The sequence below is a fragment of the Hoeflea sp. AS60 genome, assembly GCF_038900115.1.
Taxonomy (GTDB): Bacteria; Pseudomonadota; Alphaproteobacteria; order Rhizobiales; family Rhizobiaceae; genus Hoeflea.
On sequence record NZ_JBBMQP010000001.1, the window covers coordinates 63,841 to 77,723 of the forward strand.

11 protein-coding genes and 1 pseudogene are annotated in these 13,883 nt (G+C 59.4%); 3 read left to right on the forward strand and 9 right to left on the reverse strand.

Going from position 1 to position 13,883, the window contains the following annotated elements; translation table 11 throughout:
* Positions 1 to 44 precede the first annotated feature (44 nt).
* From WNZ14_RS00265 to WNZ14_RS00275, 3 genes and pseudogenes are all read right to left on the reverse strand, one after another.
* Positions 45 to 1,790, reverse strand: coding sequence for an ATP-binding protein (locus tag WNZ14_RS00265; protein WP_342866617.1), 1,746 nt, complete (start codon positions 1,788 to 1,790; stop codon positions 45 to 47).
* Positions 1,791 to 1,856: 66 nt separating this feature from the next.
* A pseudogene (locus WNZ14_RS00270) lies at positions 1,857 to 2,556 on the reverse strand (tellurite resistance TerB family protein).
* Between the two features lie 175 nt (positions 2,557 to 2,731).
* Positions 2,732 to 3,370, reverse strand: coding sequence for a 2-dehydro-3-deoxy-phosphogluconate aldolase (locus WNZ14_RS00275; RefSeq protein WP_342866618.1), 639 nt, complete (start codon positions 3,368 to 3,370; stop codon positions 2,732 to 2,734).
* A 134-nt stretch (positions 3,371 to 3,504) separates the two neighbouring features.
* Here WNZ14_RS00275 and WNZ14_RS00280 point away from each other — a divergent pair, with 134 nt between their 5' ends.
* From WNZ14_RS00280 to WNZ14_RS00290, 3 genes are read left to right on the forward strand one after another with little or no spacing between them, the layout of a single operon-like run.
* Entirely contained in the window at positions 3,505 to 4,446 is a 942-nt protein-coding gene (locus tag WNZ14_RS00280; RefSeq protein WP_342868469.1) for a rhodanese-related sulfurtransferase, read from the forward strand.
* A complete protein-coding gene (locus WNZ14_RS00285; protein ID WP_342866619.1) occupies positions 4,443 to 5,687 on the forward strand; it encodes an FAD-dependent oxidoreductase in 1,245 nt (414 codons plus the stop codon). Before WNZ14_RS00280 ends, WNZ14_RS00285 begins: the two co-directional genes overlap by 4 nt.
* Before the next feature lie 21 nt (positions 5,688 to 5,708).
* Positions 5,709 to 6,713 (forward strand): 4-hydroxyproline epimerase, encoded by a 1,005-nt coding sequence (locus WNZ14_RS00290; RefSeq protein ID WP_342866620.1) that lies wholly within the window; start codon positions 5,709 to 5,711, stop codon positions 6,711 to 6,713.
* Between the two features lie 26 nt (positions 6,714 to 6,739).
* Here WNZ14_RS00290 and WNZ14_RS00295 read toward each other — a convergent pair whose 3' ends face one another.
* The 6 genes from WNZ14_RS00295 to WNZ14_RS00320 all read right to left on the reverse strand — a co-directional run bounded on the left by WNZ14_RS00295 (position 6,740) and on the right by WNZ14_RS00320 (position 13,709).
* Positions 6,740 to 7,453, reverse strand: coding sequence for a YetF domain-containing protein (locus WNZ14_RS00295; protein ID WP_342866621.1), 714 nt, complete (start codon positions 7,451 to 7,453; stop codon positions 6,740 to 6,742).
* 83 nt (positions 7,454 to 7,536) lie between these two features.
* Entirely contained in the window at positions 7,537 to 8,898 is a 1,362-nt protein-coding gene (locus WNZ14_RS00300) for a GH1 family beta-glucosidase (RefSeq protein WP_342866622.1), read from the reverse strand.
* Between the two features lie 40 nt (positions 8,899 to 8,938).
* On the reverse strand, positions 8,939 to 9,736 hold the full coding sequence (pcaD, locus tag WNZ14_RS00305) for a 3-oxoadipate enol-lactonase (protein WP_342866623.1): 798 nt from the start codon (positions 9,734 to 9,736) through the stop codon (positions 8,939 to 8,941).
* 137 nt (positions 9,737 to 9,873) lie between these two features.
* Positions 9,874 to 11,187 (reverse strand): xylose isomerase, encoded by a 1,314-nt coding sequence (gene xylA / locus WNZ14_RS00310; protein ID WP_342866624.1) that lies wholly within the window; start codon positions 11,185 to 11,187, stop codon positions 9,874 to 9,876.
* The gene (gene xylB / locus WNZ14_RS00315) at positions 11,184 to 12,638 is read right to left on the reverse strand and encodes a xylulokinase (RefSeq protein ID WP_342866625.1); all 1,455 of its coding nucleotides are present in this window, start codon (positions 12,636 to 12,638) and stop codon (positions 11,184 to 11,186) included. The genes xylA and xylB overlap by 4 nt, the downstream gene beginning before the upstream one ends.
* 48 nt (positions 12,639 to 12,686) lie before the next feature.
* Positions 12,687 to 13,709, reverse strand: a complete 1,023-nt coding sequence (locus WNZ14_RS00320; RefSeq protein WP_342866626.1) for a LacI family DNA-binding transcriptional regulator — start codon at positions 13,707 to 13,709, stop codon at positions 12,687 to 12,689.
* Positions 13,710 to 13,883 lie beyond the last annotated feature (174 nt).

The window sequence follows — 13,883 nt, forward strand, 5'->3', positions numbered from 1 at the left end:
TCGATGAAAAGCCTGAAATCATGAAGCCCCCATCTTGTCCAGCATCATACGACTGCACGACTGGAAGTCAGGATCGATTCACCATCGGCCACACCATTCTCGGGATCAGCAGCCCGCAAATTGATCGTAAAGCAAGCGCCGCCCTCCGGCCTGTTTGTGACCATGATGGTGCCGCCAAAATCGCGAATGATATTGTCAACGATGGAGAGACCAATGCCGATCCCTTCACCGACCTCCTTGGTGGTGAAAAACGGCTCGAACACTTTTGGCAGTTGGTCGGGCTCTATCCCCGGACCATTGTCGATGACGGTGACGACAATGCGCTCGCCTTCCCGCCTCGCATCGATTTCAACCACTGCATCGCTCTGTCCGGACAATGCATCGATAGCATTGTTGATCAGGTTGACAAATACCTGCCCCAGCCTGATCCGGCCACCCACGACATACAGGCCAGACACCCCCTCGCCCACCGCAATAGTGGCAACACCCGCGGCACGCGCCCGAGGCCGCGCCAACAGCAGCGCCTCGTCGACAATCGTGCCAAGCGGCACCGGCCCGATAGTGGCCCCGGGTTTGCGCGAGAACGACAGCAAGGTCCTCGACAGCTCTGCCATCCGTTCAACCAACCCGTTTATGCGCGACAGATTCCCCGATACTTCGGGTATTGCGCCCCGTTCGAGGAACCGAAGTGCATTGTCCGCATAAGACCGGATCGCCGCCAACGGTTGATTATACTCGTGGCTTAACGCGGTCGACATCTGCCCAAGCGCGGCAAGCTTGGCGGTTTGAACCAATTCGTCCTGCGTCTTGCGCAACCGCTCTTCGGCTTCGCGGCGAACCTCGACTTCCTGGCTGAGTGACTGGTTGGTGATCGACAGCGCCCGCGTCCGGTCCCTCACAACCCGTTCGAGGCGGAGTGCTATGGCCCGGTCGGTGCGGGCCTTGATGATTGCCTCTTCGTTGCGGCGGAGCACGACCAGAGCAATCATGCCCACAAGCAGGCCAACAAGCGTTGCAATCGATGCAGCACTGAGCCGCGCCGCAGCAACCGGAGCCGGATCAGCCAGCACATGCAGATCCCATTCAAGCACAGGCAAGCGCCGTACAAGGTCGAGCCTGTCTTCGAAGCGACCATCGATCAGATAACGGCCCACCCCGCCGGTCTGACGCAATTGGGAGATTGGCTTAAGTCGCCAGTCCGCATCGTTGGCGAGAAACACGGTACCAGCTTGATCGGTCACGAATATGCGGCGCGCCGACAACGCCCAGGCAGCCTCGACACGGTAGAAATCAACATAAACGATGACGACCCCAACGAATTTACCTTCACGGCGTACCCCGGACGAAAAGGCATAGGTCCGCTCGCCCCGGCTGTTTGACAATGCTGCCCGCCCAAGCCGCCCTTGCTCGGCGACCCTGATCAGCTCCGGCAATCCTTCGTCGCGCTCGACGAAAGACTCCCGTGCGTTTGCCAGAATCTCCCCGTCTGGAAAGACAAACGCCACATCTCTGGCCGCCGACATGCCGCTTATTGCCTCTGCCGCACGGCGTGCATCAATGGTCTGTGCATTTCCCTCGGCATCACGCACGAAGAGCGCCCGGATGGATGACTGTTGTGACAAGAGCGGGGGTAGCAAGCGGTATTTATCGAGAACCCCGGACAGGATCTCCGTCTGCACCGACAGCGTTTCGCCGGCTTTCTGCATGACATCGGAAAGCGCACGCTGTTTGGCGGAGCTGACTGACCACGCAACGGCAATCGCCGTCAGGATCGCCCATACAACAAACAAACCAACTCTGGTCAGGCGAAATTGTTTCTCGATGGCGGCGCGCGATTGCATCGCCAGACTTTAGGTTCAGACCTTCGCAGCCGCAACTGTTGCTTCGATGTGGTCAACCAAAGGATCTGGAAGCCCGAGGCGTCCCGCAAGCAGATCAAGAAAACCACGCTCGGCGCGGCTATCGGGTTCGATGGCAAGGCGGGCTGCAGTGAACATTTCGACTTTTTGCGCCTCACTTGAGGCAGTCGCAATGATCCCGTCCATATCGACCGGTTTGGACAGTTCTTCGTCAAGGAAGGTGATGGCTTCCTTACCCAGACCCGACAAGGCCAGCTTGTCGTGGATGCGCGCACGCTCTGCATCATCCACATGACCGTCAGCGCGTGCGGCGGCAATCATGATCCTGATGAGTGACAGCGCGAAATCGCCGTTTACCGCTGCAGGTGCAGCCGAGAAATCAGAATCCGAAGGAGGCGCCAGCATATCAGGCTGCGGGGCGGGCTCGCCGTCGCCCGGGGCCTTGCCTGCCTGATAGTTCTTCCAGGCCTGGTAGCCAAGGCCTGCAATGGCCGCCATTCCACCCAGTTTCAACGCCGATCCACCGATCGCACGTCCTGTGCCTGTTCCCAGAAGCACCGCGACAATGGCACCCGTCGCAAGCGGATTTTGCTTGGCAAGCTGCGTGGCCTGATTTGGCCTTGTCCCGCACGGTACCTTCAGTGCCCGGCACGTTGGAGCCGAGAAACTGGTCAAGCAGGGCTTTGGGATCGAACATCGCGATGGGTCCTTGTCTTTCTGAATGTGGCGGCACCGTCCGGCCGCCTCCAATCTCAGATAGGAATGCAAGCACCCGCTTTCAAACGGTTTCCACACCAGATGCCTGCGACCAAATGATCAAGCTCAACAGCTCGAACACCAACGGCCCAACAACAGCTGTAAGAGAACGCAAACTAGGCTGACAACCATGAAGCCTCTGTGGCCAGACGTGTGATCCCGTCCCAATCTCCCGCTTCGACCAGAGCGTTGGGCGCAACCCACGAACCGCCGACACAAACCACATTTGGCAGGGACAGGTAGTCGCGCGCATTGTCCGGCGTAATACCGCCGGTCGGGCAAAACAGCATTCCGGCCAGTGGTGACGACAGCGACTTTAGGTAGGCAGCACCTCCCGCCTGTTCGGCAGGGAAGAACTTGAGCACCTCGTAGCCCTCTTCCCTCAGCGCCATCACTTCGCTCGGCGTTGCAGCACCGGGCAGCATCGGCACCGGCGATTTGCGCGCAACATCCAGAAGCTCAAGCGTGGTGCCGGGCGAAACGATAAACTGCGATCCCGCCTCGACCGCCTGGTGATACTGCTTTGCGTTCAGGACGGTACCGGCGCCCGGAACAGCACCCTCGACCTCATCAGCCACGGCGCGAATGGCCTGCAGCGCGACCGGCGTCCTCATCGTGATTTCGATTGCCTTCAGACCGCCCGCGACCAATGCCCGTGCCAGTGGCACTGCGTGGGCCAGATCCTTGATGACAAGCACGGGCACAACCGGCTGCAATTTCAGAATTGAAATGAGGGCTTGGGTTTTATCGCCCATGGCGCTTGTCCTTTCGCGTCATCAAGTTGAGCGAACCGGAATAGCCTTTCGTCCGGGGATTGTCCATGCTGCCGGCCCATGCGGGCACCACAGACCGATTGCCTGAAGTGCACGAACGCGCTATTCCCGCTGATATGAAGACACCTGCAAAAACACCTGTTCCGAACCAGCCGGTGGTTGTCGCCGCGCTCTACCATTTTGCACGCCTTGCCGAGCATGAAGCGCTGCAGCCGCCTCTGGCTGAACTGTGCACGGAACAGGGCGTCAAAGGCACATTGTTGCTGGCGCGCGAAGGCGTCAACGGGACCATTGCCGGCTCGCGGTCCGCAATAGATGCGGTGCTGGCCCATCTACGCGCTATTCCAGGTCTTGAAGCGCTGGAACACAAGGAAAGCGGCGCACACAAAATGCCGTTCCGGCGCATGAAAGTGCGCTTGAAAAATGAGATCGTCACCATGGGCGTTCCCGACATTGATCCGCTTGAGGGCGTTGGCGCCTATGTCGATCCGAAAGATTGGAACAAGCTGATTTCAGATCCAGACACGATCGTGATCGATACACGCAACGATTATGAAGTGGGAATCGGCACCTTCAAGGGTGCGATAAATCCGGAGACCAGCACGTTCCGGCAATTCCCGGGCTGGGTCGAAAAGGCCGGGCTGGAAGACAAGACCAAGCCTGTCGCAATGTTCTGCACAGGCGGCATTCGCTGCGAAAAGGCAACCGCCTTCATGCGCGCCCAGGGCTATGAGAATGTCTACCATCTCAAGGGTGGCATTCTGAAATACCTGGAGAATGTTCCTGAAGAGGAAAGCCTTTGGCAGGGCTCCTGCTTTGTCTTCGATGAACGCGTCGCCGTTACCCACGGCCTGCGCGAAAGCGATGAAATCCTCTGCCGCGCCTGCCGCAATCCTGTCACCCCGGAGGAGCAGGCGTCGCCGCTTTATGAAGACGGCGTCTCCTGTCCGCATTGCTATGAAAGCCGCAGCGAGGGGGACCGGGCTCGGTTCCGGATGCGTCAGCAGCAAATGCTGGCCGAACGCGCGGCTGCGCTCGGCGACGCTGAAGACGCATGAGCACTCACAAGATCATCATTGTTGGCGGCGGGATCGTCGGCATTGCGACGGCAGCACTGCTTGCAGAAGCCGGTCATGCGGTCACCGTGATCGACCGCTCTGGCCTGGCGCAGGAAACCAGCAAGGGAAATGCCGCAGCGCTGGCATTCTCCGACATCATGCCGCTCGCCTCGCCCAAGATACTACTCAAGGCGCCTAAATGGCTGCTTGACCCGCTCGGCCCGTTGTCGATCCGCCCCTCCTATCTGCCAAAGCTGGCGCCCTGGCTCTGGCAGTTCTGGAAAGCCAGCCTGCCTGCGCGCCACCAGTCTTCCATCGGCACCCAGACAGCACTCATGCGGCTTGCCGAAACCGAGATGATGGCGCTGGTCGACCGTGCCGGAATTTCCGGCATGGTGCGCCATGACGGATCGCTGGAGCTTTACGAAAGCGACGCCGAATTCAACGCTACCGCCGGCGGATGGCAGCAACGCGAGCAGGCAGGCATCACCTTCGAGCATGTGCGCGGCGCCCGACTGGCCGAGCTCCAACCCGGTCTTTCGCCACGCTTTGTCGCCGGCACCTTTGTACCCGGCTGGAAAACCGTGTCCGAGCCGCAGCATTTCGCACTGGCGCTCTGGGCTCACGCGGAACGCAGCGGTGCCATTTTCAAGAAGGCCGAAATTGTCGACCTTGAACGCTCTGAAAATGGCCCCTCTGTGCGGCTTGAGGATGGAACAACACGAGAAGCCGACCGCGTTGTCGTTTGCGCCGGCGCCTGGTCAACGCGGCTTATAAATCGGGTTACCCGGCTGCGCATTCCGCTTGAAACCGAACGTGGCTACAACACGACGCTTCCCGTCGGCGCGTTTGATCTCAAGCGGCAGCTGATCTTTGGCAATCATGGATTTGTCATAACGCCGCTTTCGACCGGAGTGCGGGTTGGTGGCGCGGTCGAACTCGGCGGGCTCGATCTTTCACCGAATTATGCCCGCTCGAAATCCATGCTCGAGAAAGCGGCGACCTTCCTCCCCGGACTGAAAACCACCGGCGGTGTCGAGTGGATGGGATTCCGGCCATCGTTGCCCGACAGCCTGCCGGTGATCGGCGCCCTCCCCGAGGACCCGTCGATTCTGCTCGGCTTCGGCAATGGCCATCTGGGATTGACCCAATCGGCAGCCATGGGACGGCTGATCGCCGACCTGGTCAGCAACAAGACTCCGAGTATTGACATCGCGGCCTGCCGGCCGGACCGTTTCTGAAAACCCAACAAAGAGCAAGCCATGGCGCGCAATCGTTTTTTCTGTATCGACGGCCACACCTGCGGCAATCCTGTCCGCGTCGTCACCGGCGGAGGTCCGCAGCTTGATGGCGCAACCATGCTCGAACGCCGCGCCCATTTTCTTGCCGAGTATGACTGGATCCGCACCGGCCTGATGTTCGAACCGCGGGGCCACGACATGATGTCGGGAACCATTCTCTATCCACCGACACGGGACGATTGCGACATCGCCTTCCTGTTCATCGAGACGTCGGGATGCCTGCCAATGTGCGGTCACGGCACCATCGGCACTGTGACAATGGCTATCGAAAACGGGCTGGTCAGCCCGCGCGAACCCGGTGTTCTGGCAATCGACACCCCTGCCGGACGTATCGTCGCCCGCTATCAGCAGACCGGCCGCAAGGTCACCGAAGTGCGGCTGACAAACGTGCCGGCCTTCCTGCATTCAACCGGAATCAAGACCTGGTGCGAGGGCCTGGGCGACATCACGGTCGACGTCGCCTATGGTGGCAATTTCTACGCCATCGTCGATGCTCAGGAAAACTTCGCCGACATGGCGAACTTCACCGCAGCCGATCTGGTCCGTATGAGCCCGGCCCTGCGGGAACGCATCAACAGCGAGCACGAATTCATCCATCCGGAAAAACCAGATATCCGCGGATTGAGCCACATCCTCTGGACCGGTGCGCCGACCAGACCCGAAGCTCACGCGCGCAATGCCGTTTTCTATGGCGACAAGGCCATCGACCGCTCACCCTGCGGCACAGGAACATCGGCGCGCATGGCGCAATGGGCCGCCAAGGGCAAGCTCAAGCCAGGCGATGATTTTGTCCATGAAAGCATCATCGGCTCGCTGTTTCATGGGCGGGTCGAGGCCTCTGCCGAAGTGGCCGGCAAACCCGCTATCATTCCGTCAGTCGCTGGCTGGGCTGTAGAAACAGGTCTCAACACTATAACCATAGACGATGAGGAAGATCCCTTCGCCCATGGATTTGTTGTCCGCTGAATGGGCGTCGGTTTCTGGCGTGGAGATCAGTCCGAACCTGTGTTTGAGGTTTTGGCCGGCGTCCAAAACTTGCCCTCGCAATGTCGGCAAATGGTCTCTTGATAGATACGTAGAGTACCGCAGGCGAAGCAGCACAGGCTCGACGAGCCTTCCGTAGCCCCAGAAGACAGATCGAGTTGCGGCACTGGGCAAATCTCATGAGGCGGCACGATCGGCATTCCCGCTATCGGGGTTTTGGCGCGGAACACGCTGAGATCGCCATTGGCTTCCAGGAAAGCGTTCTCCACTTCTCCCAGATTGGCTATTCCTTCTAGCCTGAGCAGCGCCAGCACTTCTGATTTGCCCATGCCCCGGTCTGATGTTTGATCAATATTGAGCCTGCCTTCCCGCACGATCCAGTTCGGAACTCCGTCGATCACTGTTTGCGCCTTGTCCGAACGCAGGATCAGGAAATCGAGTCCCTTGTTGATCAGAACGATAACGGTGATCACCAGCATGGCATGCAGCAGCGGCACATCGGGGTAGAAAAGCGAATCCCCGACCGCCGAGCCGAGCGCGATCACCAGCAGGAACTCCACCATCGAGAGCTGCGAGATGCTACGTCCACCGATCCAGCGGATCAGGCCAAATGTGTAGATATAGATCACCACCGTACGAAACAGGATTTCGAGAAGAAACGACGGTGGCGGGTCGCCAAGCAGCATGCGCGCCCAGTCAAAAGGAATAACGGTCTGGTCCATGGCGACGGCTCCGGCTGGTTGTCAGCCTCACAACGTCGTGCAGCAACCCTGGTTCCGTTGCTGCCTGACCGAAATCCTGTTCGTCAGACGCCGCTATGCGCTGCAATCAGATCGCGGTACCAGTGTCCCGATTGCTTGATCGTGCGCTTTTGCGTGGCGTAATCGACATGCACGATGCCAAACCGCTGCGAATAGCCTTCGGCCCATTCGAAATTATCCATCAGGCTCCAGGCGAAATAACCCTTTAACGGATAGTTCGCGGCAACCAGATCGGCAGCGACCGAAAGATGGGTTGCAAGATAATCAAGCCGCATCGTGTCGCTGACGGCTCCGTTCTCGACTTCCGTGTTGTCAGCAGCGCCATTCTCGGTGATGTAAAAGTCCGGGAGTGTGTATCGGCCATAGAGATCCTTGACCACATGCGACAGGCCCCGGGGCTCTATCTCCCAGCCGATATCGGTCTTCTCCGGATTGACCGCCGGCGCTGTGGCCACATGCGGAAATGCCGTTGACGCATCATCGCTGACACGCATCGGCGTGTAGTAGTTCAGCCCCCAGAAATCGAGCGGCTGATTGATCACTTCCAGATCGCCAGCTTTGATATTTCTCGCCAGATCCGGACATCCCTCGAGTACGGAGTGCGGATAAGCGCCTTCAAACAGCGGGCCGAAAAAGACCCCGTTGTGGAAATCATTAGCACGCTCTGCCGCCTTGCGGTCTGCATCGCCATCAGAAGCCGCCATGATGCTCATCGCATTGAGCACAATGCCGACAGGGATCTCGGGCCGTTCAGCCCTTATCGCCTGCACGCCCAGACCATGCGCCAGATTGGTTACGTGAGCAGCCGCCATGGCAGCTTCCATCGACCGCTCACCGGGCGCATGAACACCCATGAGGTGACCCATATAGACCGAGCACCAAGGCTCGTTGAACGTGACGATCGTGTCGAGGCGATCGCCAAGCCGCTTTGTTACAATCCCAGCATAGTTGGCGAAAGTATCCGCAGCCGCGCGATCCGTCCATCCGCCCCGGCCCATCAACGCCAATGGCAGATCCCAATGGTAAAGCGTTGCAAACGCCTTGATGCCGCGGGCTTTCAGGCCGTCGATCAAGCGATCATAGAAATCGAAGCCCTTTTCATTGATCGCACCGGTTCCATCGGGGAGAATTCGCGGCCAAGCGATGGAGAACCGGTATGCCTCTGCCCCCAGTTCAGCCATAAGGTCGAGATCGGCCTCAAGCCTGTTGTAATGATCGCAGGCGTCATCGCCGGTGTCGCCGCCCTTGACCCGCCCTGGCATGTGAGAAAACGCGTCCCAGATCGATGGCTTCCGTCCGTCGGCAGTGGCAGCCCCCTCAATCTGATAGGATGCGGTGGCGACACCGAAGAGAAACTCTTCAGGGAAGCGGCGCGCCAGGTTCTGAGGTGAAGATGTAGAGGTCATTGCAGGTCCCTTTGGATTTGGGCTGTATCAAGGCCAGGGTTCAATTCGTCGGAAGCCGCTCGATAAACGCCTTGATTATTTCGCTCAGTTCGATCGGCTTTTCGATGCACGGCAGATGCGCGGCACCCGGGATTTCCTGATACATCGCGCCGGGTATGAGCCGCGCCAGTTCGCCCACCAGCGCGGGCGGTGTCGAACCGTCTTCGGTTCCAACCACACAGATCACCGGCACTTTCAGCTCGGAAGTTGGTGTGGTGAAATCGCTGTCACGGATCGCAGCGCAGGTTCCCACATAGCCTTCCACCGGCGTCCGCTCGAGCATCATCCGGTAGCCGGTGAACTCGGCATTGTCGGCACTGCGGTAGTCCTTGGTGAACCAGCGCTCCAGGATCGCGTCGGAAAGTCCGGCGATCCCAAGCTCGGTGATGGCGGATATCCGTGCATTCCACATTTCCGGCGTGCCTATCTTGTGACCGGTGTCACACAGGATCAACGCCCGCACCAGGTCAGGCCGTTTGGCGGCAAGTCCTTGCGCGATCATGCCGCCGACCGACAGGCCGCAAACAATGACGTTTTTGGCTTCGAAATGCTCGATCAGGGCCGCCAGATCATTGATATGATCATCCATGGTGATGTCGCCGCTACCCGACTCAGACAGCCCATGCCCGCGCTTGTCATAGGCAATGATGCTGAAATCCCCGACCATCCGGACAATCACGTCGCGCCAGATCCGGTAATCGGTGCCGAGTGAATTGGCAAAGACGATGGTCGGCTTGTCAGGCGCAGCGCCGATCACCTGGTGATGGATAACGACACCGTTCAGGCGGGCAAATTGCATGACGAGACTTCCTTTCGGGATGATCTTTCAGATTGGAAGCATGATCTACGCGACCGAGCGCCGGCACGCAAACAAAACACTGTTCACAAAAATGCGGCGGTTCATCCCGATGAACCGCCGCACTTGACAGTCAGTGGTCACACATAGCGGTTGACGACGTTCTCAAGATATTCCTGGCGACCGGATCGCGGCTGCGGATTGATGTCGCTCTTGGTGACATAGTCGGTGATGTCGGAAAGCGAAAGGGAGCCATCGAGCATCTTCTTCGCTTCCGCACCATTCCATCCCGCATAACGCTCCTCGACGAAACTCGTCAGCACGCCGTCCTCGACCATCTTCGCCGCGGCTTTCAGCGCCCGGGCGCAGGTGTCCATGCCGCCGATATGGGCGCTTAGCAGGTCTTCCGCATCCAGCGACTGGCGACGCAGCTTTGCATCGAAATTGGTGCCGCCAGTGGAGAACCCGCCGCCCTTCAGAATGGCGTAGTAAGCCATCGCCATTTCGGGAACGTTGTTGGGGAACTGGTCGGTGTCCCAGCCGGACTGATAGTCGTTACGGTTCATGTCGATGGAACCGAAGATGCCAAGAGCCTGGGCAAGTTCCAGCTCATGCTCGAAGGAATGGCCGGCAAGAATGGCATGGCCCTGCTCGATATTGACCTTCACCTCATTTTCGAGGCCGTGCCGCTTCAGGAAGCCGTATACCGTGGCGACGTCATAGTCGTACTGGTGCTTGGTCGGCTCCTGCGGCTTCGGTTCGATCAGGATCGCGCCCTTGAAGCCGATCTTGTGCTTATATTCGACCACCAGATTGAGGAACCTGCCGAGCTGGTTGTCCTCGCGCTTCAGGTCGGTGTTGAGCAGGGTCTCGTAGCCTTCGCGGCCACCCCACAAAACGTAGTTCGCGCCACCAAGCTTGTGGGTGGCGTCGATACAGGTCTTCACCGTGGCAGCGGCAAAGGCAAACACGTCCGGATCGGGGTTGGTGGCAGCACCCGACATGAAGCGCCGGTTGGAGAAAAGGTTGGCCGTGCCCCACAACAGCTTGACGCCAGTCTCTTCCTGCTTGCCGCCGAAATAGTCGACGATCTCTTCCAGGTTCTTGGTGTTCTCGGCGAAGTTCGCGCCTTCCGGGCGCACGTCCGCATCGTGGAAGCAGTAGAACGGCGAACCGAGCGCGGAGAACATTTCGAAGGCCACATCTGCCTTCAACTTGGCAAGCTTCATGCTGTCGGCAGGAAACCAGGGGCGATCGAAGGTCCGGCCGCCGAACGGGTCGCCGCCCTCCCAGGCAAAGGAATGCCAGTATGCGACCGCGAAGCGCAGATGGTCTTCCATGCGCTTACCCATGACCATTTCGTCAGCATTGTAGTGGCGGAAGGCAAGCGGATTAGTACTCTCCGGACCTTCATACTTGACCTTGGTGACGTCTCCGAAAAATCCAGTGCTCATGACATGGCTCCTTTGATTGCAGGATAGAGGGCACGATACCTCAGGTATGCCTCGTCAAAGGCGGCAGAGAGATCGCGATTGGGGTGAATGGTTTGTTCCGTTGCCGGCGGCGTGCAGATGGAAAAGGGATCAGCGTTTTCCGCAGCTATCAGCCCGAGCCGGGCCGCACCGAACGCAGCGCCAAAATCACCACCTTCGGGAATGTCCACCGGCAGGCCAAGCACGGTCGCCAGCGCTTCAATCCAGTAGCTCGATTTTGATCCGCCGCCGATTGCCGTAACGCGCGACAGCGATGTGCCCGCCTGTGCCAACGCAGCCAGACTGTCCCGGAAGGCGAAGCACACGCCTTCAAGCACTGCACGCGTCAGGGCCGTGCGGTCGGCTTCATGACCGAGCCCGGCGAAGGAGCCGCGAATGGCCGCGTCATTGTGCGGCGTCCGTTCGCCGGAAAGATAGGGCAGGAAAACCACCGAACCGGGTGCAAGCACGTTTTGGCCGAGTTCAGAGGTGAGTTTCGAAGGGTCGGTGGAGGTGATACCCGAGAGCCAGTTCAGCGAATCCGTTGCCGACAGGATCACGCCCATCTGGTGCCAGGTCCCTGGCAAGGCGTGGCAAAATGCATGTACTGCACTGTCCGGATTTGGCAGATATCTGTTGTTGGCAGCAAACAGCACGCCGGACGTTCCAAGCGAGGCAAAGGCCTGGCCATCGGCCACCGTTCCCATGCCGCAGGCCGAAGCCGAATTGTCGCCAGCGCCGCCCGCAATCGGAATGCCTGAAGGTAAACCCAGCTCAGCGGCCACCTCCGCGCGCAATGCTCCCCCCCGTTCCGTCCCTTCGACCAGCGCAGGCATCTGGCTGCGGTCAAGGCCGGTGGCCGAGAGCAGCCCGCCGTCCCAATCGCGCTTGCCCACGTCAAGCCAGGACGTTCCGGCGGAATCCGACATTTCCGAAATGGCGTCGCCTGTCAGCCAAAGGCGCAGGTAATCCTTCGGCAACAGCACCTTGGCGATGCGGGAAAAGGCTTCAGGTTCGTTGGCCGCCATCCATTTCAGTTTCGGCGCGGTGAACCCGGGGAACACGATGTTGCCGGTCAGAAGCCGGAACTGCGCGTTGGCATCAAGCGCTGCCGCTTCCTTGTAACTCCGCGTGTCGTTCCACAGGATGCAGGGACGGATCACCTTGCCGTTGCCGTCGATCGTCGTTGCGCCATGCATGTGACCCGACAGTCCGATGCCGCGCACCCTGCCCAGTTCGGCGGCATGGGTTTGGCCAAGTTCCGCCAGGGCCACCCGCGTCGCCATAATCCAGCTGTCAGGATCCTGCTCTGACCATCCGGGATGCGGACGCTCGACGGTAAGTGGCGCGCTTGCGGATCCAAGAATCCGCTGATCGCTATCGATCAGCAGCGCCTTGAGCGAAGAGGTTCCGAGATCAAGTCCGAGATACATGGCGGCAGATCCTTTCAGAAATTTGGTGGATGGGTTCAGGACTTCCGCTCACGGCAGATTGTCCTTGAGAAAAATATCGATGCGGATGCGCTCCTGTGCGCTCAGCGGGATCAATCCGTCCGCGCGCGCTTTCAGCACGCGGATCGCACTGCGCACCTCATGCCCGCAATCCTGATTGATCACCGCATCGAACAGGCCGTCCGCCAGCGCCTGACGCGAATGCTCAGTCACTTCATGGGCAACGACTGCCAGCTTTCGCAGCTCCAGTCCCGTCAGCGCCTCGATCAGTCCGCGCGTGCCCGCGCCGAGATTATAGATGGCGATGATTTCCGGATCAGCCTGAAGTGCAGCCGCAACCGACTTCATCACCTTGTCTGCATCGTCATTGGTCTCAACCGGCCCAACGATGTCCAGCCCCGGAAACTCCGAGGTCAGCACAGCTGCAAAGCCTGACGCACGGTCCATATGGTCCGACAGCTTCATCGAGCCCGCTACGACCAGAACCTTGCCAGTCCGCCCGCCGCAGAACCGCCCGATCAGGCCGCCCGCAGTGCGCCCCGCAGCCAGATTGTCGATGCCGCAATAATGAATGCGCCGAGAACCGGGCAGATCGGACACCAGTGTCGCTACGTGAACCCCCTTGTCCGTGAGGCGGTCAACTGCAGCCGAAACCTCTGCAGTATCGGTTGCAACCAGAGCCACTCCGTTCAGCTCCGCCGGATCAACAGCATCGAGAATTCTGACGATGGCTTTCGCATCGAATGGCGGGACAGTTTCGATCCTGATTGATGTGCGCTCGGCCGGCGAGCGTTGCTTGGCGGCGCGGATCTCGGCTTCAAGTCCGCGCATGAAACTGTTGGGTCCCTCGGGAATGACGAACATCAGAGGATAAACGCGCCCCTTGGCCAGATTGGCAGCCGACACGTCGCGCACATAGCCAAGCCGCTCCACCGCAGCAGCAACCTTGTCGACGGTCTGTTGCCGCACACCCGGGCGGGCGTTGAGCACCCGATCAACGGTGGCCAGACTGACCCCGGCTTCAGCCGCTATGTCATGTACGGTCGGTCGCATTTTCTCCTCCTGCGCGCCTTCTAGATCAATTTTTGAGGTACGTAAATCAAAAATCTGGAAGAAGCTGACACCAATTTTCAGCAAACCGGCTATTCTCCGACGGATGAGCCAGCAGCCGTCATACTTGACGCAACCGGCACAATATGGCCTAAGGCAGCGCCTGCCGGTCTCCGC